Genomic DNA, 23,626 nt, shown 5'->3' on the forward strand with positions numbered 1-23,626 from the left:
GTGCCCCATGCCGTACCGACTCGACATCACCCAGGGAGACTGGCCCGGCGACCTACTGCACAAGGGCGTCGAAGGACTGCTCGCCGAAGCCATGGTGCTCACCCTCGCCACCGCCGGCCACGAACACGGGCCGCACGCCAACCTGGCCTTCTTCGCCCACGACGACGACCTCGTCCTCTACTTCGTCAGCGAGCGCTCCACCCGGCACAGCCACCACCTGGCCGAGGAGGCCCGGGCCGCCGCCACCGTCTTCCTGCCGCCGCCGGTCTACGGCGAGCAACTGCGCGGACTCCAGCTGACCGGGAGCGCCGGCGAAGCCCGGGGGCGGCAGGCGGAGGAGGCGCTCGCGGCCTACCAGGGGCGGTACCCCTCCTTCGCGCAGGACGAGGACGTCCGGCGGCAGTTCCTCACCGGGGGCGGCGCGGCGGCGCTGTACCGGTTCCAGGTGGAGGAGCTGACGGCGGTGGACGAGCCCAACTTCGGGCGGCGCAACTACCTGCGGGCCCGGGTGGTGCGGGAGTAGGTCACCGCCGGGGGCGCGCGGCGTTCCAGAGGGGCGCCGCCGTCCCCGGCACCGGCCCTATCCCCGCCGCCGCAGCCTCCGCCGCCCCCGCCGCCCCCGCCGCTCGCGCGGCGGAACGGCACCCGGCGCGGACGGCCGTGGCGGATCACCGCCACGCCCAGGCCCGCGGTGGCCGCCATCATGGCGGCGTTGAAGGCCAGCGCCAGGGCCGCGTCCCTGGAGAAGTCGACCTCCTCCGGAACACGCGCCTCCGCGACACCCCTGGGGTCGTACCGGACCGTGAGCCGGTCCCCGACCGCGTGCGAGCGCAGGGCCGCGAACACCGCGCCGCCCGGCAGCGGCACGCCGTGCTCGTCCGCGAGGTCGTATGTCGAACCGGGATGCCTGCCCTGCGGGTAGTCGTGAGCCGCCGCGATCCGGGCGGTGACCGTCACCCCCGAGGCATCCAGGACCATCGCGTCCCGCGCCGAGGTGGCGGCCCCCAGCGCCATGAGCCACAGGATCGCCCCGAACCCCGCCACCCAACAACCCGCCACCCCGAGCAGCCGCACCAGGCCCGCGACCCACGCGAGCCCGACCGCCACCCCCAGCAACCAGGCCAGACCCCAACCGGCGTACGTGCTCACCAACACCAGCCCGAACGTCCCCACCGGCACCGCCGCCACCAACCCGGCCGTCAACACCACCGTCCCACGCCGGCCCCTCGTCCCCGCCATGCCTTCCCCCACTCGTCGGTCGCCCCCCGGCGCGACGGAGTGGAGCGTACGCCCGCCCGGCGCGACGCCACGGGCGGGGGCGGCTGTCAGCCTGCGGTCGGGCAGCCGCGCTGGGCGCGGGCCTGGTGATACTCGGCGTCCAGGGCGTCCAGGGCGTCCAGGGCGTCCAGGGTGGCGGGGTCGAGGGCCGTTGCCGGCTCCGGGGCGAAGTGTTCGTGCCAGGGCTTGATCTGCACTCGCCGGATGCCGAAGTTGTAGGCCCAGCTCTCGTCAGGGATGATCTCTCCGCCTCGCTCGTACAGCAGGATGAGGGGCTCGAACGGATCAGGAAGGCCCGGAAGTCGAACTCCCGGCGTGTCCTGCAAGGTTGCCCACCGTACGGCCGCGCGGCAGGCGTTCTCGGTAGAGATGCCACCGACGTTCGCCAGGAGAAACTCCTCAAGCCACTCGGCAACCTCGCGGTCCACTTGAACCTCCGGTGCGAGGGCCCCGGCGACATCGAATATGGGCCACTTCGGCGGACCGCCCAGCACCTCGGCCCAGAGCGAGGCCCGGCGCAGATACTCGATCATCAGCAGAGATATGGAGGCTGCATGCGCGTTGTGGCCCTCCAGGTTGAACCACCTGATCGCGGCCAGGCGATCCATGAGGGCGTCGGTGCGACTCGCCTTCATCGGTGTGCTGCTGCCCCTTCCGACCGTCGTGCTCTATATGGCGCGGTTGACCCGAGCCCAGCCTTCCGCATCGACCGCGTCGAGGGCTTCGTCGTTCAGCTCGACAACGGGAGTGGGGGACAGGTGCATGCGCCAGTTGCCGCGCGGAACCATGATCATGCCGAAGTCGACGAAACCGTTGGCGAAGGCGAACCCGGTGCCGCCGCGTTCGTAGAGTCGCAACAGGGGCTCGAACGGCTCCGGCAGCGGGCGCAGTCGTACCTCGGGCGCGCTGGTCAGGGCGGCCCAGCGGACGGCGGCCGCGCCACTGTCCACGGCGTAGGACGAGCCGCAGGCCTCGTCGATGAAGTCCTCGATGACCGCGATCACCGCCGGGTCGGCACGGACGTCGGGATCCACGATTTCCGCGAGGTCGAAGAAGGGCCACCGGCGCGGTTCCCCATAGGCGTTGATCCAGAGCGCGGCACGTCGGAAGTATTCCTCCATCAGTGCGGCACGGGAAAAGCCCTTCTCAAAGGCCTCGCCGGGTGACCTCCAGTTGACGGCCTTGAGGCGGTCGACCATCGACTGCACAGCGTCGGAACTCACGGACGTCATGACCTTTCGTGGAGCGCTCTCGCAGCTCGGCGCGCTGGCGGCTCCGGCGCGGCCGGGGTCGCCAACGGTCACCGTCAGCGGGCATTGTGCCCTTCCAGGCAGGTGTATCTGATCACGGCCAAGCGATCCTCCACCGCACGCTAGTGTCCTGTGTCCCTTTCCCGGGAGTTCGGTAAGCCGTGGCCCGTCGAGTGGTTGCTGCGATCTGCTAGCGCGTTGAGTTCGGCCCACTTGCGTTCGTCCAGCGAGTCGAGGACTTCGTCGTTCAGCTCGATGATGGGGGTCGGGGACAAGTGCATGCGCCAGTTACCGCGCCTCACCATGATCACGCCGAAGTCGATGAAGCCGTTGGCGAAGGAGAAGCCGGCGCCGCCGCGCTCGTAGAGTCGAAGGAGGGGTTCGAAGGGGTCCGGCAGTGACGGCAGTTGTATTCCGGGCGTGTTGGTCAGGGCGGCCCACTGAACGGCGGCGGCGCCGCTGTCCATTGCGTACGACGAGCCGCAGGCATCATCGATGAAGTCCTCGATGTCTGCGATCACTGCCGGGTCGACTCGGATGTCGGCGTTCACGATTTCTGCGAGGTCGAAGAAGGGCCACCGTTCAGGTTCTCCGTAGCCGTCGAGCCAGAGCGCGGCTCGGCGGAAGTACTCCTTCATGAGTGCGGCGCGGGAGTAGCCCTTGTCGTAGGCTTCGCCGGGTGTCTTCCACTTGACGGCCTTGAGTCGGTCGACCATCGACTGCACAGCATCGGAACTGGCGTGAGGTCCTGGACCCTTCGCGCGAGTAGCTGGTCTGCCCATCAGTCGGGCGGCAGGGGGAGATCCCCCTGGTCGAGAAAGAGATAGGTGTGGAGCTTCTCCAGGTATTCGTACATCTCCTCGTCGATCTCGAGGTCGATCCAGGTGTTCTCGCAGTACTCGCCCCGGGTCATGTTCCGTTCTGCGAGCATCCGCTCGAACCTCTGCTGTACGTCCTCCCACCAGCTGGCTGACCGGATGGTTTCCTTGATGCGGGCGAGGGTGCCGTAGGCGACTTCGACACTGAGGTACATCTGCATGAAGCCGGCGACTCCGAGTCCGCTGGCCTTCGCGCCGTCACCTGGCATCCCGTCATCTCCCATACTCCTGTCGCGGCCGTCGGCAGTGAGGGATGAGATGTCGGCCGGTGGTGCGGGGTTGTGGATGGTTGGTGTGACGACGATCGCTTTGCCATTCGAACGCAAGTCTTCACCGATGTCAGGGCAGCAGGCCGCCCAGGAGGGCGAAGACCATGACGACCAGGAGGAGGACCAGCCCCTGCGGCCGTTTCCGGTCCTCGTCGCGCACCAGCGCACCGTCAGCCGCCAGTGCGGCGATCGGGTAGGGGATGGCGACCATCAGGGCCAGGCCGAGGTTGCCTCGCACGAGCAGGAAGAGCATGAGCCAGGGCGCCGAGACGGCCGTCGCCAATGCGGCGAGCGGTAGTCCGTCGAGTCGGCGCAGGTCCTCCCGCCAACGCCCGGCCGGGCGTGGCGCCGGGCGTCGGCTGCTGGGATGGGCGAACCACAGCAGGAGTAGCGCGAAGGCCGCGTTGAGCCCGATGGCGAGCCAGAGGGAGGCCAGTGAGTCGGCCTCCCCGGGGAGCTTGGGGGCCACGCGTCCGGCCGGGTCCACCCGGACGGTGACCGTGTCGCCGGGCTTGAACCGCGCGGAATCGGGCCGCAACGGCCCTCCGGGCACGTTTCCTTCCCCCGTCGACGCGAGGGTGTACTCCGTCGTCGATCCGTGGATGGACCTTTCGACGTGCTCGGAGACGACCACGGCGTGCACGTCCCGGCCGGACGACAGCACCATGTTGTGCCAGACGTCGGTACCCGCTCCTGTGGCCATCAAGAGGACGAGGACTGCCAGGACCACCGAGGCGCCGACATCCTTCGACTCCGGGCCGCTGCCGGGCTCTCCGAGCTTCGAGACCCCGACGCCCACCGCCACGACGTAGAGGAATCCCAGGACGACGGACAGGAGGGTGCCGACGTAGACGTAGGCGAGGACGACTCCGACGAACAGGCAGCTCAGGATGGTGAGGAGCGCGAGGGCGCGGCGGAGCCATCCGTTGCCCGTGCGCGCGGCCGGGTCGTCTCGGGTGACGGTCATCCGAAGGCCTTCCGGATGTTGTCCCACTGCTCGGGCGGCAGGTCGTCGAGGCTCTCGTCCCGGGGCGGGTGGAAGGAGATTCCCCGGAAGGCAGCCGCCAGCAGCGGGAGCCACTCGGGCCAGTAGTCGATGTGCTCCGTGGTGAAGACGGCGGCGACCACGTGGGGGCTCCACGGGTGGGGGATCAGCAGTTCGAGTTGGCGCACCGTGCTGACGGTGGGCTCGGGCACGCCCCACACCGCTCCGGGCACCGGGACGGTCAGCTCCCGGGCGGCGAGGGCGGCCCGGCCGACGGGCAGGTCCACCACGCCGACGTCGGCGTCCGGCCAGGCCTCGGCCAGGTCCTCGGCGACGCGGGCGGGGTAGCTGTCACGCGGGCCGAGTTCCTGAGGGCGGAGGAACACGGCGAGCATGCCGTGGATGGGTTCGCCGTCCTCGGCTCGGACCAGGCAGCTGGAGACGTGGACGGCGCCCTCCCGCAGTTGAGCCTGCAGCGCGGTCTCGGCGGCGATCATGGCGCTGAGCCTCTGTTCGGGGCGAGCAGCCGCGAAGACGGTGTCCAGCATCTCTGCGGTGCGTTCCATCCGGACGCCCGGGTCCTCGTCCAGGTCGAGGGGGGTGAAGCCCGGCGGCAGGGACAGCCAGAAGGTGGGAGCCGTGTTCTCGGCGATGTCAACGGCCATAGCCCGCCGCCCATCCGCCCATGCCGAGCAGGCTGCCGACGGCAGTCACCGTGCCGACCACGGGGTAGAGCTTTCCGCCGCCTGAGACGGCGCCGACGGATCCGACCACGTTGTTGGCCCCGGTGGTGTAGTTGACCGCGCTGTTGAGATCGTCGGTCGGATTGTCCTTGGTGAGCGCGTACGCGGTCGGTGCGTTGAGTCCGGCGGTGGTGGCGGCCTGGACGCCGTCGGAGATGTTCATCGCCGTCTCCTTGGACACTCCGTACTTGACTGCCTGCTTCTCGATCGTCTTGGTGAAGACCGGACTTGCAGGATCGGCGGCCCGCGCGGCCATCCGGACTTCGGTCTTCCCGGCACTCACCGCTCCGCGCAGGCCTGCGCCAGCGGCACTCGCCTCCCGGGCGGCGGTCCAACCGGACTTGGCGACGCCTGCTCCGGGGATCGCGCCGAGGAGGTCGCCGCCCAGTGTCAGCCAGTTGCCGATGTACTTCTGCGGCGGAAGGAGCGTTCCTTCGGCGATGTACTTGGAGGCATGCCCACCCGCTGCCGCCAGGCTGAGCAGGATCGCCGGCAGGGCGAAGGCAGGGAAGAAGATCGCCGCGACGCCGCAGACGCCCGCCGCCACCGTCAGCAGGTCCGCGCCGTGGTTCTTCAGCCAGTTGCCGACCTTGCTGAGCCAGCCGGGCTCCGGTGGGGCCTTGCTGTCGGCGGCCTTGCGGATGGCGGTGGCGGTCTTGTGGGCGTCGGACTTGTGGTTCTCGGCGAGTTCGTGGGCCTGGTTCTGGAGGCCGGTGAGGGTGGTGGTGGCGCTGTTGACCAGTTTGGCGGCCTGGTCGAGGTGGTTCTTGGCGGCGTTGTAGCGCTTTTCGGCGGCGGCGAGGGACGCGTCGTCGGGGAAGCTCTTGCCGGCGAGTTCGAGGTCGGGGGCGACGGCCGCGGTGCGGTGGGCCTGTTCGGCCTGTTCTTTGTCCTGCTTGGCGGTGAGTGCGGCGCGGGCCAACTCGATGGCTTTGGGCTGGTGTTCGTTCAGCGTCTGGTACCAGGTGTCGAGGGCCTGGTAGGCGGCGGTGATCGAGTCGGCGGCGTCCTGGAGGTAGCCGGGGAGCTTGCCGAACTGGCCGGCGAAGGCCTTGGCGGCGTCGCCGGTCCACTCGCCCTGGTTGGCGGAGATCTGGGAGAGCGTGGTGTGGACGCCGGTGAGGTGCTGGGAGACCCGGCGCAGGCTTCCGCTGAGGCCGGCCACGGCGCCGGGGTCGCCGGGGGCGGGGTTGAAGCCGAGGCCGGACCAGTCGGGCTGGGGCTTGGGGTCGGTCATGACTGCCCCGCCGCCGGGCTGAGGGCTTTGGTGATGGACTTCTCGGTGCCGTCGTAGGACTGGGCGACCTTGTCCAGTCCGTCGTCGAGTACCTTGACGCACTCGCGGACCTTCTTGAGGCCGTACTCCCACTTCTCCTGGAAGTGCTTGCCGGCGTCTTCCAGGAAGTCGAAGCCGAGTCCGTCGCGGCTCGCTTCCTTGAGTGCCTTCAGTCCTTGGTCGAGTTCGTCGCCGCAGCCCTTGAGGTCCTTGGCCAGTTGGGCCAGGAGCTCCGGGCTGACCGTGAAATCGGCCATCATCTCCCCCGATGCGTCGGTTGTCGGACCGGCCGAGCATAACGCCGGTGGCCGGATGGGTGATCGGTGGTGCCGGTTTCCGCCGGGACGCGGACGGAATCCTGACGGCGGGGCGGGGCGGGGCGGGGCGGGGCGGGCGGGCCGGGCGGGCCGCGGCCGCGGGTTCAGCGGCGCCAGAAGCCGCGCTTCTCCGGGGTGGCGAGCTGCGCCACGGCGGCGATGAAGAGTTCGGCGACGGGGGAGGGCCCGGGGCCGTGGTTGAGGTGGCTCTCGGTGGTCCATTCGCCGAGGACGGTGCCGATGCTGCCGTCGAAGGGGTTGAAGGAGTGTTCCAGGGTCAGGTAGCGGACGGCCTTGGCGCCCCGGGGGAGGACGGCGGCGGCGAAGTGGGCCTCGGTGGAGGCGACCGGGGTGGGGAGGGTGACGAGCAGCATCGCGTGGTCGTCGGTGGTGAGGTGGCGGCAGTCGAGGCCGTGGCTGGACAGCCGGTCCTCGGGCGGGAGGCTCTGGCCGAGGTCGTCCCAGATGCCGGTGAGGACGGGCAGCAGGCTGCCGCCGTCCGGTGCGGGTCTGGCCACCCGTGGGCCGAACTCCAGCACCTGGCGGGAGAGCACGCGGTGGGCGAAACGGTAGTGGTGGGGCCTGGGGTCCGTCATGGCGACACAGTAGCGAACGGGCCGGAGCGGGAAGTCGGTGCTTTCGACTTTCCACTCCGGCCCGGCGGCAGGCGAACTGACGAGGAGTCAGTGACCGCCCTTGAGGTTGAGCACGACCACGCCGGCGATCACCAGGGCGAGTCCCAGCCACTGCAGTCTGCCCAGCGACTCCCCGAAGGCGACCACGCCTATCCCGGCGACCGCCGCGGTCCCGGCGCCCGACCAGACCGCGTAGGCGACGGAGACCGGTATGTGCTTGAGGGCACGGCCGAGCAGGAAGAAGGAGAGCGCGTAGCCGATGCCGACCCCGATGCTGGGCCAGAGGCGGGTGAAGCCCTCGGTGAGTTTCAGGCAGCTGGTGGCGCAGACCTCGCTGATGATGGCGAGGGCGAGCAGGACGTAGGACATGTCGCCGTCAAACCGTCGGCGCGACGCAGAGCTTCCCGAGCAGCGCGAGATCGGCCTGTTCCAGGCTGGCGAGCAGGGTGATCCGGTCGCCGTCGGGCATCGGGACGGCGGTGGACGGCACGGCGAGGACGGCGCAGCCGGCCGCGGTGGCGGAGGCGACGCCGGTCGGGGTGTCCTCGACGGCGACGCAGGCGGCGGGGTCCAGGCCGAGCCGGTCCGCGGCGGCCAGGTACGGGTCGGGTGCGGGCTTGGTGCGGGGCGTGTCCTCGGCGGCGAGGGTGACGTCGAACCAGTCGCGGCCGATCGCCGAGAGCACGAGGTCGACCACCCGGCGCGGGGAGGCGGAGACCAGCGCGGTGGGCACCCGCGCCTCGCGCAGCGAGGCCAGCAGGGCGAGCGCGCCGGGGCGCGGCACCGTCTCGGCGGCGACCTTGCCGGCGAAGGTCTCGCCCAGCCGGGCGGCGAGTTCGGCCTCGGTACGGGCGGTGCCGCTGACCCGGTGCAGGTGGGCGGCGGTGTGCTCGACGGCCTGGCCGAGCACCTCGGGGGCGTCCTGGTCGGTGAGCGGGTGGTTCAGCTCCTCGGCGAGCTCGGCGGCGGCCTGCCACCAGAGCTGCTCGGTGTCGACCAGGGTGCCGTCCATGTCGAAGAGGACGGCGGAGGGGAGTGCGGACACGGATTCAGGCATGGCGGTACCTTCGGTGGTTCCTCGGACGGCGCGGGGGCGGGACATGGCAGGACGCGGTCCTCCCTGCAGGGGCCCCCGCGATGGATTCTCCGGCTGCCGCTCTCAGACGGTGCGGCGGTCCACCAGGACCGGGCGGTCCGGCAGGGTGAGGTCGGCGCGGGAGCCGGCCGGCAGGGCGGCGGCGGCCTCGGTGGGCAGGTCGGCCTTGACCTCGGTGCCGTCGTCCAGGCGGACGGTGAGCCGGGTGACGGCGCCCAGGAAGGACGCCGTGATCACCAGCGCCGGGCCGGTCCCGGACGGCGTGAGGGTGACGTTCTCCGGGCGGACCAGCACCTGGAGGTCGCCGTCGGCCGGGAGGGTGCCGTCCACGGCGTGCCGGCGGCCGAGCACCTCGACGCCGTCCGAGGTGCGGGTGCACGGGATGCGGCTCATGGTGCCGACGAACTCGGCGACGAAGGCGGTGGCCGGGCGGCCGTACAGCTCGGCCGGGGTGGCGCACTGCTCGAGCCGGCCGGCCCGCAGCACCGCGACCCGGTCGGCCATCGACAGCGCCTCCTCCTGGTCGTGGGTGACGAACAGGGTGGTGATACCCAGCTCCTGCTGGAGGCGCCGGATCTCCTCGCGCAACTGGAGGCGGACCTTGGCGTCCAGGGCGGACAGCGGCTCGTCCAGCAGCAGCACGCGCGGCTGCAGGGCGAGTGCGCGGGCCAGCGCGATGCGCTGCTGCTGGCCGCCGGACATCTGGTGCGGGTAGTGGCCGGCGCGGTGCGGCAGGCCGACCAGCTCCAGCAACTCCTCGGCGCGCTTGCGGCGTTCGGCCTTGCCGGTGCCGCGCATCCGCAGGCCGAAGGCGATGTTGTCCAGCGCGCTCAGGTGCGGGAAGAGGCTGTACGACTGGAACACCATGCCCGCGTCGCGCTTGTGCGCGGGGATCGAGGTGATGTCCCGGCCGTCGACCAGCACCTCGCCCGAGTCGTGCTGCTCGAACCCGGCCAGGATGCGCAGCGCGGTGGTCTTGCCGCAGCCGGACGGGCCGAGCAGGGCGACGAGTTCACCGGGGTGGACGGTCAGGTCGAGGCCGTCGAGGGCGGTGGTGGCGCCGAAGGAGCGGCGCAGCGAGCGGAACTCGACGGTGGCGCTGCCCGGGGCGAGCGCGACGCCGGTGACGGGGGCGGTGGCCGTGGTCATGGCTGGTGACTCCTGGAAAACAAAGGGGGGTTGGACCGGGGCCGGCAGTGCCGGGCCGCGGCGGTCAGGACCGGGCGGCCTTGCGGCCCCGGCCGACCGCGGACATCAGCAGCAGGACGACCCAGACGATCAGCAGGCTGAGCATCGAGACCGCGACGGACATCTGGCCGTCGCTCTTGCCGTTGGAGTTGATCCACACCGAGAAGGGCGAGAAGCCGAGGATGGACGCGGTGGTGAACTCGCCGAGCACCAGGGCGACGGTGAGCACGGCGGCGTTCAGCAGTGCGCTGCGCAGGTTGGGCAGGACGACGGTGAACACCGCGCGCAGCCAGCCGGCCCCGCAGTTGCGGGCGGCCTCGACCAGGGTGGCCACGTCCACGCCGCGCAGGCCCGCGTCGATCGCCCGGTAGGCGAACGGCAGCGCCATCAGCACGTAGGCGATGACCAGGACGATCGGGAAGTCCGGGTCCTGGATCGCCACGATGGTCTGGAACAGCGGGGTGTCCTGGAGGTAGTCCGGGCCCCAGCGCAGCACGCCGATGATGCCGGTGGTGAGCGCGACGACCGGTACGACCAGCGGCATCGAGCACATGACCTCGATCACCGGGCGCAGCTTCGGCGCACCGAGCCGGGCGGCGAGCACCGCCGGGACCAGCAGGAGCAGCAGCACGGCGACGGTGACGGCGGCCAGTTCGAGGCTGAGCACCAGGCTGTCGGTGAAGCCGGGGGCGTTCAGCAACTGGGTGTAGGCGCGGAAGGTGGTGCCGCCCTTGTTGTCGTCGACGCTGAACCACAGCGAGGCGGCCATCGGCACCGCGAAGTAGATCCCGCAGACCAGCAGGATCAGGCCGCGGCCGAAACGGATGCGTTCGATCAGGCGAGCCACTTGGCACTCCGGCGCTGAAGGGGCAGGTACAGGGCCATCACCAGGCAGGCGACCACGATCATGTCGAGGCCGAGGGCGAGGGCGAGGTTGCCCTGGCCGACCAGGACGTTGCCGGACAGCGCGTCGCCGATCTGCATCGAGATCAGCGGCACCGAACTGCCCACCATGGCCTCGGCGGTGGCGTACGCGGCGAAGGAGGCGCCGAACAGCAGTACGAAGCCGCCGAGCAGCGAGGGCAGCAGGACGGGCAGCGCCACGTGCCGCCAGTACTGCGGCGCGGTGGCGCCGTTGTTGTACGCGGCCTCGCGCCACTGGGCCTTGAGGCCCTCCAGGGCCGGGGTGATGGTGATGACCATCAGCGGGACCAGGAAGTACAGGTAGACCACCGACAGGCCGGAGAAGGTGTAGAGGTTCCAGCCGTGCTTGGTGAGGCCGAGCTTCTTGGTGACCTCGCCGGAGTTGCCGAGGGTGGCGACGAACATGAAGGCCAGCGGGACGCCGCCGAAGTTGGCGAGCACGCCGGAGGCGGACATCACGGCTTCGCGGAAGGCCCGGAAGCGGGAGGTCGCCACGGCCTGGGCCAGCGGGAGGCCGACGACGGTGGCGATCAGCGCGGTCAGCAGGGAGAGCTTGACGCTGCCCCACAGAGCCGTCCAGTAGGCGCCCTGGAGCGAGCCGGTGAGGTTGTCCGTGGTGAAGGCACCGCCGCCGTCGGGCGCGTCCGAGGAGGTGGTGAACGCGCCGATGGCGATCGCGACGGCCGGCAGGCCGAAACCGATCACGAAGAAGAGCAGCAGGGGGAGGGCGGCGAGCCAGGCGTGGCTGCCGCCGGCCCGGCGCTTGGCCGGGCGGGGGGCCCGGGCGGTCGCCGTGGTCGCCGGGGTGGCGACGGTGGCGGCGGCCGGGGCCTGGGCGGGGGTGGCGGGGCCGGCGGTGGTGCCTCCGCCGCTGTTCGCGGCGGAGGCGGTGGCCGGCACCGGGGTGGGAGCCGTGGTCATCTCAGGTCAGCCCGCGATCGCCTTGGCCCAGTTCTCGGTCACGACCTTCTTGGCCGCGTCCGTCTGGTCCTGGGTCGGGAAGGTGGTGAAGGGCTTCTCGACGGCCGGCAGCTTGGCGGCGGCGGTGGCGTCCAGGGTGCCGGCGGCCTTCATCGAGTCGAACAGGGCCGGGGTGGCGTAGCCGCCGAGGAAGCCGTTCTGGCCCTGGGCGCTGTACAGGTACTCCTCCCACAGGCGCGCGGCGGCCGGGTGCGCGGCGTCCTTGTTGATCGCCTGGTTGTAGTACTGGGCGTAGGAGCCGTCCGAGGGGATGGCCACCTGCCAGTCGATGCCCTTGTCCTTGAACTTGTCGCTGTAGCCGGCGTTCAGGTACGACCAGTCGATGCTGATCGGGGTCTCGCCCTTCTCGATGGTCGCCGGGGTGACCTCGACCGGGTTGAAGTTGCCGGCCTGCTTGACCTTGCCGAAGAAGTCGATGCCGGGCTGGATGTTGTCCAGCGAGCCGCCGTTGGCGAGCGCGGCCGCGTAGACGGCGCCGAAGGCGGCACCGGCCTTGGTCGGGTTGCCGTTCAGGGCGACCATGCCCTTGTACTCGGGCTTGAGCAGGTCGGCGAAGGTCTTCGGGCAGACGGCCACCTTCTTGGCGTCGCAGCCGATCGACATGTAGCCGCCGTAGTCGTTGTAGCTCAGGCCGTTGGCGTCCTTCATGGTGGCCGGGATCTTGTCGAAGTCGGTCACCTTGTAGGGGGCCAGCAGGCCCTGCTTGCCGGCGCTGATCGCGAAGGCCGAGCCGAGGTCGACGACGTCGGGGGCGCGGTCCTGGCCCTTGCGGGAGGTGACGGCGTTGATCTCGTCCTGGCTGGAACCGTCGGGGTTCTCGTCCTCGATCTCGATGCCGTACTTGGCCTTGAAGTCGTCCATCAGCTTGCCGTAGTTCGCCCAGTCGCGCGGCAGCGTGATGACGTGCAGCTTCCCCTCCTTCTTGGCGGCGGCGACCAGGGCGTCCATGCCGCCGAAGTCGGCGACGGAGGTGGCGGTCTTGGCGCTCTTGCCGCCCGCGGCGTCGCCGCCGGACTTCGCGGAGGAGGAGCCGGCGGAACCGCAGGCGGTGAGGGACAGCGCGGCGGCGGTCAGGACGGCCGCGAAGGCGGCGGTGCGGGCGCGGTGCACGGACACGGGTCAGTCTCCTGAGAAGGGGGAACTGCGAACGGGTGTCTTGATCGGGGGGGATCAGCGGGGGTGGCGGCCGGGAGCCGCCGGAGTCGGCCGGTTCGGAACCGCCCGGGTCGACCGACGTCGGAGCCGTCCGAGTTGACTAGCCAACTTTGCTGACGTGGGTAAGTACGCCGGAGTCCGGTGACGGGAAGGTGAACGGACGGCTCAGAGCCGGGGTCGGCTACGGGAACGGTGGAATCCGGCCATCGGCGGATGATCCGTTCGGTGCGATGCTCTGAATGCGCAGCGGGGTAAGGTCGGGCTGTCCGCGCCGGTACGGCTGCGCAGGACACCGCCCCTGGAGGGACAATTGAGTGACGTGGCAGTAGAGCCCGGGCGCCCCGTCGAGCGCGCTGCCGGCGCCCTGTACCGCAAGGTCGCCGCCGATCTTCGCGAGGCCATCACCACCGGCGCGTACGGCGAGGCGGGCCGGCTGCCCGCCGAGGGCGCGCTGGCCGAGAAGTACGGGGTCTCCCGCGGCACCGTCCGCCAGGCGCTCGCCGTACTGCGCTCGGACGGGCTGGTCACCTCCCGCCGCGGCACCCGCCGGGTGGTGCTCGGGGGCGCCCGGGTGCAGAGCTTCTCCGAACTGCTCAGCTTCACCCACTGGGCGTACTCGATGGGCGAGGACCCCGGCGGCATCCTGGACTCGCTGGTGCGCCGCCCGGCCGACGCCGCCGAGCGCGAGCAACTCCGCCTGGAGCCGGGCGCGGAGGTGTACGTGACGGTCCGGCTGCGCACGCTCTCCGGCACGCCGGTGATGGTCGAGCGCACCATCTACCCGCCGCGGGTCGGCGAGATCGTCGCCGAGCTGCCGCCGGACGTGGTCTCGCACACCGAAGTGCTGCGCGAGCACGGCATCCTGTTCACCGACGCCGACCACACCATCGACATCGTCGCCGCCAACGCGGAGGACGCCCGGCTGCTCGGCTGCCGCCGGGGCGGCCCGCTGCTGCGCGAGCGGCGGCGCACCACCGACCCGACCGGCACGCCGGTGGAGTGGTCCCAGGACCGCTACCTGCCCGGCACGGTGGCCTTCAGCGTGCACAACTCGCTGGCCACCTCGGCGCTTTCGCGGCACGCCCGGGAACTGGACTGAGCTCCGGCCGGGAGTCCCGGAGCTGGGCTGAGCTCGCTCGGGAGTCCTGGGAGCCGGGCTGAGCTCGGTCGGCCGGGAGCAGGACCCGGGGCCCGAGAACCTGAGCCCGGGGCCCGGCTCCCGGGCGGTGCGGCTCAGCGCATGAGGGCGGCGAGCAGCGGCCGGTAGTGCTCGAAGCCCGGCACCGACGCGCCCGGCGCCTTGGCCTGCTCGTCCCAGCGCCGTACCGCCACCGCGTCGGCCGCGCCCGGGAGTTCGTTGAAGGCGGCGGCCTCCCGTTCGTCCATCGGGCCGCCCTGGACCCGCAGGGTGTACTCGGAGGCCTCGGAGAGCCGGGCGCGGTAGCCGGGCTCGACCGCGCACAGGTAGCGCTTGGCGGCCACGTGCAGCCGGACCGGCTCGGTGACCTCCGGGCCGAACCAGCGGGCCAGCCAGTCGGCGCCGGTGTCACTGTGCCGGTTGTCACGGCCGCCCATCAGGTCCCGGCCGTGCAGCGTGCCGTGGAAGTGGCCCACGTCGTGCAGCAGGGCGGCGGCGACCAGGTGGTCCGGCGCGCCGGCCGCCTCGGCGGCAGCGGCGGCCTGCAGCATGTGCTCGGCCATGGTCACCGCCTCGCCGAGGTACTCCCCGGCGCCCTCGCCCGCGAACAGCTCGGCGATCCCGTCCAGCGCGGCGGTGCGGCGGTGCAGCACGGCGAGGGTGGAGGAGAGCGAGTCGAGGTCCGCGTAGCAGCCCTGGAGGTGCCGGTGGCCGTCCTGCTGGAACGCGGTACGGGCGTGCAGCAGGCGGGTGTTGTCGAAGACCAGGCAGTCGCCGGCGTCCAGGCGGAAGGTGAGCTGGAGCTCCGGGCGCAGGGTGATCGCGGCGAAGCGGCGGTAGGCGCGGTAGAAGGATTCCAGGCCGGCCCCGCGGAGGGTGCCGATGGAGCGGTTGTTGAAGCGGACCTCGCGGATCCGGCCGAGCGCGTCGACCTCGATCAGCGGACGGTCGGCGCGCAGCTCGGTGCGGCGGTCCCGGAAGACGAAGGGGACGGGCGTGCGGGTGAGCACCGCGAAGTCCTCGGGGGCCTCCGCGCGCAGCAGGGCCGCCGCCTTGAAGCCGTCGACGAGCCCGGAGTCGCCGCCGGTGGCCGAGTTCTCCAGGCAGTGCAGCAGTTGGAGCGTCGGCACCGGGTCGCGGTACGGGTTGTCGGTGTGCGGGGCGATCGCCTTGTCGGTGAACGCGAGGTTGTTCGGATCCGGCTCGACCCGGACGTCGAACAGTTCGCCGTAGTTGGTGACCCGGACGTAGCCGAAGCTCTCGGCCACCCGGAGCACCTGGCGCTCCACCGCCGGCACCCCGCGCAGCACGGCGAAGCCGCTGTGCCGGACGGCGGCGAGGACGGCGGCCTGCTCGGCCGGGTCGGTGAGGTAGGTCTGCCAGTCGGCCTCGGGGATGCCGCGCGCGAAGTCGGCGGCGGCCCAGAGCCGCTTGCCCTGCTCGGTGCGCCCGTCGTCCCCGGCCTCCTGGTGCAGCCAGCCGAGCGGGTAGCGGGAGCGGTGCCCGTCCGACCAGAGCACCTCCAGGTTCCCGTCGAGTTCCGCGCTCGCCGCGATCGCCAGGTCGTCCGGCAGGTCGTCGATCTGGAACAGCTTCTGCCCGTTGCGCGGGTCCCGGCACTCGGCGCAGGGGCAGTTGTCGCGCAGCCAGTAGGGCGGCGGTTGCTCGGTCATGGGGTCCTCCTCGACGGGCTCCTCCGGGTGAAGTTGTATAGCCAACTCCACTCGCTTGGCGGGAGCTTGCCTGCCCCCGGTGAGGAGTGCGTGCCGAGCGGGTGAACGCTGCGGGAACTGTGCCGGGAGGCGTGGCCAAAAACGATCGGTCCCCGACGACGGCGACGGCGGCCGCGCCGCCCGCCTCCCCGTCGAGGTGCCGCCCTGGGCCGTCCGGGGCCGCTGTTCGGGTGAGGGCCGCCGGGGCCGGCGCGTTTCGGCGTGGGGAGCCGGGCGGGCTGCGGCATCGTCGGGGGGATTCCCCCGAACTGAGAGGCAGCTGCGCCATGGCCCATCCCAGTACCACGACCCCGCCGCCCGCGGGGCACACCGGGCTCAGGCGGGAGGTGGGGGTCGCCGGGCTGCTGTGGGCCTCGGTGGGGGCGATCATCGGGTCCGGCTGGCTGTTCGGAGCGCAGAAGGCCGCGGTGGCGGCCGGTCCGGCGGCCATGCTGTCCTGGGCGATCGGCGCGGTGGCGATCATCCTGCTGGCGCTGATCCACGCCGAGCTGGGCGGGCTGTTCCCGGTGGCGGGCGGCACGGCGCGCTACCCGCACTACGCCTTCGGCGGGTTCGCGGGGATGTCCTTCGGCTGGTTCACCTGGCTGCAGGCGGCGACCATCGCGCCGATCGAGGTCCAGGCGATGATCAACTACGCCCAGCACTGGAGCTGGGCGGACGGCCTGCTGAACAAGAACCTGACGCTGACCGGCGCCGGGTTCGTCGTCGCGGCCGTCCTGCTCGGCGTCTTCGTGGCGATCAACTTCCTCGGGGTCCGGCTGCTCGCGCACACCAACAGCGTGGCCACCGTCTGGAAGGTCGCCATCCCGATCCTGACCATCTTCGCCTTCGGGATCACCGAGTTCCACGGCTCCAACTTCGACGTGCACGGCTTCGCGCCGGACGGCGCCAAGGGCGTGCTGACGGCGATCAGCACCAGCGGGGTGATCTTCGCGCTGCTCGGCTTCGAGCAGGCGATCCAGTGGGCGGGGGAGAGCCGCAACCCCCGCCGGGACATCCCCCGGGCGGTGCTCGGCTCGGTGGTGATCGGCACGATCGTCTACCTGATGCTCCAGGTGGTGTTCATCGGCGCGCTGCCGCCGGACACCGTCGCGGGCGGCTGGAGCAAGCTCACCTACCCCGGCATCAGCGGGCCGTTCGCCGGACTCGCGACGCTGATCGGGCTGGGCTGGCTCGCGACGGTCCTCTTCATCGACGCCGTGATCTCGCCCGCCGGCACCGGCCTGGTCTACATCACCTCCAGCTCCCGGGTCACCTACGGCCTCAGCCGCAACGGCTACGCGCCGCCGGCCCTGCAGTTCACCGACCGCAACTCGGTGCCGTGGCTGGGCCTGCTCATCGCCTGGGCCGCGGGGGTGATCTGCTTCCTGCCCTTCCCGAGCTGGCAGCGGCTGGTCGGGTTCATCACCTCGGCCGTCGTCCTGATGTACGCGGGCGCGCCGCTGGCCTTCGGCGTGCTGCGCAGGCGGCTGCCGGAGATGGAGCGCTCGTACCACCTGCCCGGCGGCACGGTCGTCTCGCCGGCCGCCTTCGCGGTGGCGGGCCTGGTCATCTACTGGTCCGGCTGGGACACCCTGTGGCGGCTCGGGCTGGCGATCCTCATCGGGTACCTGCTGCTCGGCGGGTACTCCGCGTACGCCGCGTCGAGGGGCGTGCCGAACGCGCCGCGGATGGACTTCAAGGCGGGGCAGTGGCTGCCCGTCTACCTGATCGGCATGGGCGTGATCTCCTGGCAGGGCAGCTTCGGGGTGGGCGCCCAGGGGAACCTGCCGCTGTGGTGGGACATCGGGGTCGTGGTGGTGTTCTCGCTGGTGATCTACTACTGGGCGCTGGCGGTCGCGCTGCCGACGGAGGAGATCGAGCGGAACATCCGGGGCGTCGAGGTGGTGGACGCGGGCGGGCACTGAGCGCGGTCGAGCGCACGGGAAGCGAGCGCACGGCGGAGCGAGGGAACGGCCCCCGAAGCGGTTCGGGGGCCGTTCCGGCGTTTCCTAGACCGTGGTCGCCGTTTCCTAGGCCGTGGCCGTCCAGGCGGCCTCGGCGGCCGCCAGGGCCGGTTCGGCCTCCGCCTTCGTGGCCGTCGCGAGCGCGGCCAGGCAGGCGCGGACGGTCTCCAGCGAGGCCGCCGGGCCGTAGTGGTTGATCCGCAGCATCTCGGCGGCCAGGGCGCCGCCGCCCGCCTGGACGGGCAGCGCCGGGTCGAGGGCGGCGGCGAGTTCGGCGGCGTGCAGGCCGGCCGGGGTGCGCACGGTGGTGGCGACCGGGGCCGCGTGGGCGTCCTCGGGGACGTACGGGGTGAGGGTGCCGAGGGCGCGGACGCCGGCCCGGGTGGCGGCGGAGGCGGCGCGGTGCCGGGCGATCACGGCGGGCAGGCCGTCGGCGGCGATCCGGTCCAGGCAGGCGCCGAGCGCCAGCATCTCCAACTGGGCCGGGGCGTGCGGCAGCACGGTGCGGCCGGCGTCCGTCCACCGCTCCTTCCAGTCGAGCAGCGAGAGGTAGGAGCGGCGCGGGGCGGCCGGGTTGGCGGCGATCCGCTCCCAGGCCCGCTCGGAGACGGAGACGGCGGAGACCCCGGCCGGGCCGCCCATCGCCTTCTGGCCGCCGATCACGCACAGGTCGATGCCCCACTCGTCGGTGAGCAGCGGCTCGGCGGCGACGGAGGCGACCGCGTCGACCATCAGCAGGGCGCCGTGCTCGCGGACCACGGCGGCGATCCCGGCGACCGGGTTGGTGTTGCCGGTGGCGGCCTCGGCGTGCACCAGGGAGACGAAGTCGATCTCCGGGCGGGCGTCCAGCGCCTCGGCCACCTGCGCGGCGCTCACCGCGCTGTCGAAGGGGACGGCGAGGTCGACGACGGTGGCGCCGCAGGAGCGCAGCCAGGTGCCGAAGGTCTGCCCGTACGGGCCGGTGACGATGTTCAGCGCGGTGGAGCCCGGGTGCGCGGCGCCGCGGATCGCCGCCTCCAGCGGGAGCAGGGCCTCGCCCTGGGTCACGATCACGTCGGCCTCGGTGTGCAGCAGCGCGGCCACCTGGTCCTCGATCGCCGCGAACCCGGCGGCGCTGAGCGGGGGGAGGTCGAGGAAGGGGCTCACGGCTTGGGCGGCCTTTCGCTTCGGGGACGGTGGGCGGGGCGGTGGGTGCGCTCCGAGTCTGCCGCATTCTCGCTGCTTACCCGGAACCCGCCCGTCGGTAGAGTGCGGCCATGAGCGATGGCGCGGTGCTGCACGTGCGGGGTCGGGTGCTGGTCGGTCCGGAGGAGGTCCGGGACGAACTCTGGGTGGTGGACGGCCGGGTGAGCTTCACCCGCCCACCGACCGCCGGGGACGTCCGGACGGTGACCGGTTTCGTGCTGCCCGGCCTGGTGGACGCGCACTGCCACGTCGGACTGGACGCGCACGGCGCCGTGGACGCCGCGACCAGCGAGAAGCAGGCGCTCACCGACCGTGACGCCGGCACCCTGCTGATCCGCGACGCCGGCTCGGCCGCCGACACCCGCTGGATCGACGAGCGCGAGGACCTGCCCCGGATCATCCGCGCCGGCCGGCACATCGCCCGCACCCGCCGCTACATCCGCAACTACGCGCACGAGATCGAGCCCGGCGATCTCGCCGCCTACGTCCGGGCGGAGGCCCGGCGCGGGGACGGCTGGGTGAAGCTGGTCGGCGACTGGATCGACCGCGACCGCGGCGACCTCACCGCCTGCTGGCCCGGCGACGCGCTGGCCGAGGCGATCGCCGCGGCGCACGAGGAGGGCGCGCGGGTGACGGCACACTGCTTCGCGGCCGAGTCGCTGCCGGACCTGCTGGCGGCGGGGATCGACTGCATCGAGCACGCCACCGGGCTGACGGAGGAGCTGATCCCGGCCTTCGTCGAGCGCGGGATCGCGATCGTCCCGACGCTGGTCAATATCGCCACCTTCCCGGGGCTGGCGGCCGGCGGCGAGGCGAAGTTCCCGGCGTGGGCGGCGCACATGCGGCGGCTGCACGAGCGCCGCTACGACACGGTGGGCGCCGCGCACGACGCGGGCATCCCGGTGTTCGTCGGCACGGACGCGGGCGGCTCGCTCGCGCACGGGCTGGTCGCGGACGAGGTGGCGGAGCTGGTGAAGGCCGGGCTGAGCCCGGCGGAGGCGCTGTCGGCGGCGAGCTGGGGGGCGCGGCAGTGGCTGGGACGGCCAGGGCTCGAGGAGGGCGCCCCGGCGGACTTCGTGGTGTACGGGGAGGACCCCCGGGCGGACGTACGGGTGCTCGCGGACCCGCGGCTGGTGGTGCTGCGGGGGCGGCCGGTGGGCTGATCCCGGGGCCCTCGCCGGACCGCTGCGGCGCCCCCGGCCGGACCGCTGCGACGCCCTCCGGCCGGACCGGTCCGGCGGTCGATCACCTGATCAACCGCTGAACGGGCCGTCGGTGTAGGCCGATAGGGTGGCGACCATGGCACCGCGTCCACTGAACGAGATCGTCGAGCCCGGTTGGGCCACCGCCCTGGAGCCGGTCGCCGGGCGGATCGCCGCCATGGGCGACTTCCTGCGCGCCGAACTGGCCGCCGGCCGCACCTACCTGCCCTCCGGCCCGAACGTGCTGCGCGCCTTCCAGCAGCCCTTCGCCGAGGTGCGGGTGCTGATCGTGGGGCAGGACCCGTACCCGACCCCCGGTCATGCGGTCGGGCTCAGCTTCTCGGTCGGGCCGGAGGTGCGGCCGATCCCGGCGAGCCTGATCAACATCTTCCAGGAGTACGGCAACGACCTCGGCCTGCCGCAGCCGTCCAACGGCGACCTGACGCCGTGGACGCGGCAGGGCGTGCTGCTGCTCAACCGGGCGCTGACCACCGCGCCGCGCAAGCCGGCCGCGCACCGGGGCAAGGGCTGGGAGGAGGTCACCGAGCAGGCGATCCGGGCGCTCGCGGCGCGCGGGGGGCCGCTGGTGGCGATCCTGTGGGGGCGTGACGCCCGCAACCTGCGGCCGCTGCTCGGGGAGGTCCCGGCGATCGAGTCGGCGCACCCGAGCCCGTACTCGGCGAATGGCGGCTTCTTCGGCTCGCGGCCGTTCAGCCGGGCGAACGAGCTGCTGGTGCGGCAGGGGGCACAGCCGGTGGACTGGCGGCTGCCGTAGCAGACCGCGGTCAGTGCGGAACGTCAATCTCACTCCAACGGGTGAAATGACCTTCCGTGCGACTCATATGACGGATCGTTTGAGAAGACTGGCGGCTCATCGTTCCGCCTGTGTGGGGGTCCCGCCATGTCTTCTCGGCCGTCTCGCCGAATCGTTTCCGCATCCGCCGCCGTGGCGGTGAGCGCGCTGCTCACCGCCGGGCCCGTCCAGGCCGCTCCTGCGAGCCCGGCTTCGAGCCCCGCCTCGGGCCCGGCCTCGACTCAGCCCCCGGCCGCACCCTCGCCGGGCAAGGCGCGTGCCGTGACCGCCGAACTCGACCTGGACGTCAAGCTGTTGAACAACGCCGTGGACGTCCCGGTGAACATCTCCCTCAACAAGGTGGAGACCCCGGCGCAAGGATGGGGGTCCCCCCGGCCGGAGGCTGGGGGAGGCTCGGTGCTGACCGCCAAGGTGGACGGCGTCGACCAGGCCGGCCCGGTCGAACTCGTCAAGGCCGACATCGGCACGTCCGTCACCCGCGCCGACGCCAAGGGCGCCGCCGCCTCCGTCAAGCTGGTCAACGCCGACGTGCACGCCCCCGGCCTGCCCGCCACCGCGCTGCTCGGCCTGGAGGCGATGAGCGCGGAGGCGACCTGCCCGGTGGACGGGCAGCCCACCGCGAACGTGGTCGCGCCCGCCCGGCTGAGCGTGCTCGGCAAGCCGGTCACCGTCGGGCTGTACGGCCCGACCAAGGTGGACGTGCCGCTGGTCGGCAGCGTGTCGGTGGAGTTCTCCAAGAAGACCACCACCACGACCACCGCCGCCGCCTCGGCGCTGGAGGTGCAGGTGCAGGTGAACCCGCTCAACCTGAACGTCGCCAAGGTCACCGGCACGATCACCGTGGCCTCGGTGAGCTGCGAGAAGCCCGGCACCCCCGGCCCCGGCGGCACCCCGGGCCCCGGGGTGTCCGGCAGCGCGCCCGCCGCCCAGCCGGTGGCGGACACCACCGGCACCACCGCCGCCACCCCCGCGACCGCGCGGGCCGCCGTGCCGCAGGCGGGGGTGGAGAAGCCCGGGAAGCTCGCCGCCACCGGCGGCAGCAGCGCCACCGGCCCGCTGGCCGCCGGGGCCGCCGCCCTGGTCGCGGGCGGGGCCACCGCGCTCTGGGCCACCCGGCGCCGCCGGGCCGCGCACGCCCGTCGGCACTGAGCCGCCCGGCCCTGCGGGCGGTGCGGGAGCGCCGGCCGGCGGCACCCCGGGCGGGGGGAGTGCCGCACCCGGCACTCCCGCACCGTGACCGTGCCACTGCGGACGGTTGGTTCACATGCGCGTTACACGAGAGGAACAACCGGGAAACGGCGCCTTGCGACGCTACGCGGGCACCCACCACCCAGCATTGCGAGGGACACGCCGTGGCTATCAAGGCCGAGTACATCTGGATCGACGGCACCAAGCCGACCGCGAAGCTCCGTTCCAAGACTCGCGTCCTGCCCAACGCCGACAAGATCCCGACCTGGGGCTTCGACGGTTCCTCGACCAACCAGGCCGAGGGCCACGCCTCGGACCGCGTGCTGGAGCCGGTGAAGGTCGTTCCGGACCCGATCCGCGGCGGCGACAACATCCTGGTCCTCTGCGAGGTCCTGGAGACGGACGGCACCCCGCACGAGTCCAACACCCGCGCCCTGCTGCGTGAGATCGCCGAGAAGTACGCCGCGCAGGAGTCGATCTTCGGCATCGAGCAGGAGTACACCTTCTTCAAGGGCTCCCGCCCGCTCGGCTTCCCCGAGGGCGGCTTCCCGGCCCCGCAGGGCGGCTACTACTGCGGTGTCGGCGCCGAGGAGGTCTTCGGCCGCGAGATCGTCGAGCTGCACCTCGACCGCTGCATCGACGCCGGCCTGGCCATCTGCGGCATCAACGCCGAGGTCATGCCCGGCCAGTGGGAGTTCCAGATCGGCCCGGTCGACGCGCTGACCGTCTCCGACGACCTGTGGATCGCCCGCTACCTGCTCTACCGCACCGCCGAGGAGTTCGGCATCGACGCCACCCTCGACGCCAAGCCGGTGCGGGGCGACTGGAACGGCGCGGGTGCCCACACCAACTTCTCCACCAAGGCGATGCGCGAGGGCTACGACGCCATCATCACCGCCTGCGAGTCCCTCGGCGCCTCCCAGGAGAAGGTGCTGGAGCACGTCAACCAGTACGGTGACGACATCCAGTCCCGCCTGACCGGCAAGCACGAGACCGCCCCGTGGAACGTCTACAGCTACGGCGTCTCCGACCGCGGTGCCTCCGTGCGCATCCCGTGGCAGGTCGAGGTGGAGAAGAAGGGCTACATCGAGGACCGACGCCCGAACGCCAACGTCGACCCCTACGTCGTCACCCGCCTGCTGATCAACACCTGCTGCGAGGCCCTGGAGAAGGCCGGCCAGGTCTGATCCGCCCCGCGGTACGCACGACGCCCGCAGGCCCTCCCCACCCGGGGAGGGCCTGCGGGCGTTCCCCGCTCCCCGGCCGCCGGGGGAGGCAGCCGGGAGCCTACAAATCACTGGTCAATCACCGGCGGCCGCCGGACAATTCGCGGCATGACCCAGCAGCCCCTGCTCCTGCTCGACGTGGACGGACCCCTCAACCCCTATGCCGCGCCGAAGGCCCGCCGCCCCGAGGGCTACGACACCCACCGGCTGCTGCCCGCG

At 72.1% G+C, this 23,626-nt stretch carries 25 protein-coding genes; 7 read left to right on the plus strand and 18 right to left on the minus strand.

Features of this window, described 5'->3' with window-relative positions; genetic code table 11:
• Positions 1–7 precede the first annotated feature (7 nt).
• On the plus strand, positions 8–523 hold the full coding sequence (locus ACZ4WV_RS21745) for a pyridoxamine 5'-phosphate oxidase family protein (protein ID WP_465749095.1): 516 nt from the start codon (positions 8–10) through the stop codon (positions 521–523).
• On the opposite strand, the gene ACZ4WV_RS21750 is transcribed toward ACZ4WV_RS21745, so the two are convergent.
• The 16 genes from ACZ4WV_RS21750 to ACZ4WV_RS21825 form a co-directional block, all read right to left on the minus strand.
• Entirely contained in the window at positions 493–1,239 is a 747-nt protein-coding gene (locus ACZ4WV_RS21750; protein WP_465749097.1) for a hypothetical protein, read from the minus strand. The genes ACZ4WV_RS21745 and ACZ4WV_RS21750 overlap by 31 nt on opposite strands.
• An 86-nt stretch (positions 1,240–1,325) precedes the next feature.
• Positions 1,326–1,886, minus strand: a complete 561-nt coding sequence (locus ACZ4WV_RS21755) for a hypothetical protein (protein WP_465749099.1) — start codon at positions 1,884–1,886, stop codon at positions 1,326–1,328.
• A 60-nt stretch (positions 1,887–1,946) separates the two neighbouring features.
• Positions 1,947–2,501 (minus strand): hypothetical protein, encoded by a 555-nt coding sequence (locus ACZ4WV_RS21760; protein WP_465749101.1) that lies wholly within the window; start codon positions 2,499–2,501, stop codon positions 1,947–1,949.
• Between the two features lie 149 nt (positions 2,502–2,650).
• Positions 2,651–3,244, minus strand: coding sequence for a hypothetical protein (locus tag ACZ4WV_RS21765; RefSeq protein WP_465749103.1), 594 nt, complete (start codon positions 3,242–3,244; stop codon positions 2,651–2,653).
• Between the two features lie 65 nt (positions 3,245–3,309).
• On the minus strand, positions 3,310–3,732 hold the full coding sequence (locus ACZ4WV_RS21770) for a hypothetical protein (RefSeq protein ID WP_465749105.1): 423 nt from the start codon (positions 3,730–3,732) through the stop codon (positions 3,310–3,312).
• Positions 3,733–3,745: 13 nt separating this feature from the next.
• Entirely contained in the window at positions 3,746–4,642 is an 897-nt protein-coding gene (locus ACZ4WV_RS21775; protein WP_465749107.1) for a hypothetical protein, read from the minus strand.
• Positions 4,639–5,325 carry a hypothetical protein gene (locus ACZ4WV_RS21780; RefSeq protein ID WP_465749109.1) on the minus strand — a complete coding sequence of 229 codons (687 nt, stop codon included), beginning with the start codon at positions 5,323–5,325 and terminating at the stop codon, positions 4,639–4,641. The genes ACZ4WV_RS21775 and ACZ4WV_RS21780 overlap by 4 nt, the downstream gene beginning before the upstream one ends.
• Complete coding sequence (locus ACZ4WV_RS21785) at positions 5,315–6,640, minus strand: WXG100 family type VII secretion target (RefSeq protein WP_465749111.1); 1,326 nt, start codon at positions 6,638–6,640, stop codon at positions 5,315–5,317. The genes ACZ4WV_RS21780 and ACZ4WV_RS21785 overlap by 11 nt, the downstream gene beginning before the upstream one ends.
• Positions 6,637–6,939: a WXG100 family type VII secretion target gene (locus ACZ4WV_RS21790; RefSeq protein ID WP_465749113.1), complete on the minus strand. Its 303-nt coding sequence runs from the start codon at positions 6,937–6,939 to the stop codon at positions 6,637–6,639. Before ACZ4WV_RS21790 ends, ACZ4WV_RS21785 begins: the two co-directional genes overlap by 4 nt.
• 161 nt (positions 6,940–7,100) lie before the next feature.
• Positions 7,101–7,592: a hypothetical protein gene (locus ACZ4WV_RS21795; protein ID WP_465749115.1), complete on the minus strand. Its 492-nt coding sequence runs from the start codon at positions 7,590–7,592 to the stop codon at positions 7,101–7,103.
• A gap of 87 nt (positions 7,593–7,679) precedes the next feature.
• Positions 7,680–8,000, minus strand: coding sequence for a DMT family transporter (locus tag ACZ4WV_RS21800; RefSeq protein WP_465749117.1), 321 nt, complete (start codon positions 7,998–8,000; stop codon positions 7,680–7,682).
• A gap of 7 nt (positions 8,001–8,007) precedes the next feature.
• Positions 8,008–8,688: an HAD family hydrolase gene (locus ACZ4WV_RS21805; protein ID WP_465749119.1), complete on the minus strand. Its 681-nt coding sequence runs from the start codon at positions 8,686–8,688 to the stop codon at positions 8,008–8,010.
• 102 nt (positions 8,689–8,790) lie between these two features.
• Complete coding sequence (locus tag ACZ4WV_RS21810; protein WP_465749121.1) at positions 8,791–9,876, minus strand: ABC transporter ATP-binding protein; 1,086 nt, start codon at positions 9,874–9,876, stop codon at positions 8,791–8,793.
• 64 nt (positions 9,877–9,940) lie between these two features.
• Positions 9,941–10,750, minus strand: coding sequence for an ABC transporter permease (locus ACZ4WV_RS21815; RefSeq protein ID WP_465749217.1), 810 nt, complete (start codon positions 10,748–10,750; stop codon positions 9,941–9,943).
• The gene (locus ACZ4WV_RS21820) at positions 10,750–11,760 is read right to left on the minus strand and encodes an ABC transporter permease (protein WP_465749123.1); all 1,011 of its coding nucleotides are present in this window, start codon (positions 11,758–11,760) and stop codon (positions 10,750–10,752) included. The genes ACZ4WV_RS21815 and ACZ4WV_RS21820 overlap by 1 nt, the downstream gene beginning before the upstream one ends.
• Positions 11,761–11,766: 6 nt before the next feature.
• Complete coding sequence (locus tag ACZ4WV_RS21825; protein WP_465749125.1) at positions 11,767–12,936, minus strand: ABC transporter substrate-binding protein; 1,170 nt, start codon at positions 12,934–12,936, stop codon at positions 11,767–11,769.
• A gap of 358 nt (positions 12,937–13,294) precedes the next feature.
• On the opposite strand from ACZ4WV_RS21825, the gene ACZ4WV_RS21830 reads away from it, so the two are divergent.
• Complete coding sequence (locus tag ACZ4WV_RS21830) at positions 13,295–14,074, plus strand: GntR family transcriptional regulator (RefSeq protein ID WP_465749127.1); 780 nt, start codon at positions 13,295–13,297, stop codon at positions 14,072–14,074.
• 134 nt (positions 14,075–14,208) lie between these two features.
• Here the strand turns inward: ACZ4WV_RS21830 and tmpA are convergent, their stop codons facing one another.
• Positions 14,209–15,786 (minus strand): 2-trimethylaminoethylphosphonate dioxygenase, encoded by a 1,578-nt coding sequence (gene tmpA, locus ACZ4WV_RS21835; RefSeq protein WP_465749129.1) that lies wholly within the window; start codon positions 15,784–15,786, stop codon positions 14,209–14,211.
• Positions 15,787–16,112: 326 nt separating this feature from the next.
• Here tmpA and ACZ4WV_RS21840 point away from each other — a divergent pair, with 326 nt between their 5' ends.
• A complete protein-coding gene (locus ACZ4WV_RS21840; RefSeq protein WP_465749131.1) occupies positions 16,113–17,753 on the plus strand; it encodes an APC family permease in 1,641 nt (546 codons plus the stop codon).
• A gap of 105 nt (positions 17,754–17,858) precedes the next feature.
• Here the strand turns inward: ACZ4WV_RS21840 and ACZ4WV_RS21845 are convergent, their stop codons facing one another.
• On the minus strand, positions 17,859–18,938 hold the full coding sequence (locus tag ACZ4WV_RS21845; RefSeq protein WP_465749133.1) for a pyridoxal-phosphate-dependent aminotransferase family protein: 1,080 nt from the start codon (positions 18,936–18,938) through the stop codon (positions 17,859–17,861).
• A gap of 110 nt (positions 18,939–19,048) precedes the next feature.
• Here ACZ4WV_RS21845 and ACZ4WV_RS21850 point away from each other — a divergent pair, with 110 nt between their 5' ends.
• From ACZ4WV_RS21850 to glnII, 4 genes are all read left to right on the plus strand, one after another.
• Positions 19,049–20,140, plus strand: coding sequence for an amidohydrolase family protein (locus ACZ4WV_RS21850; RefSeq protein WP_465749135.1), 1,092 nt, complete (start codon positions 19,049–19,051; stop codon positions 20,138–20,140).
• A gap of 136 nt (positions 20,141–20,276) precedes the next feature.
• Entirely contained in the window at positions 20,277–20,954 is a 678-nt protein-coding gene (locus tag ACZ4WV_RS21855; RefSeq protein WP_465749137.1) for a uracil-DNA glycosylase, read from the plus strand.
• A 126-nt stretch (positions 20,955–21,080) separates the two neighbouring features.
• Entirely contained in the window at positions 21,081–22,142 is a 1,062-nt protein-coding gene (locus ACZ4WV_RS21860; RefSeq protein WP_465749139.1) for an SCO1860 family LAETG-anchored protein, read from the plus strand.
• 203 nt (positions 22,143–22,345) lie between these two features.
• Positions 22,346–23,368, plus strand: a complete 1,023-nt coding sequence (gene glnII, locus ACZ4WV_RS21865; RefSeq protein ID WP_465749141.1) for a glutamine synthetase — start codon at positions 22,346–22,348, stop codon at positions 23,366–23,368.
• Positions 23,369–23,626 lie beyond the last annotated feature (258 nt).

Source organism: Kitasatospora sp. NPDC029312, assembly GCF_055569215.1.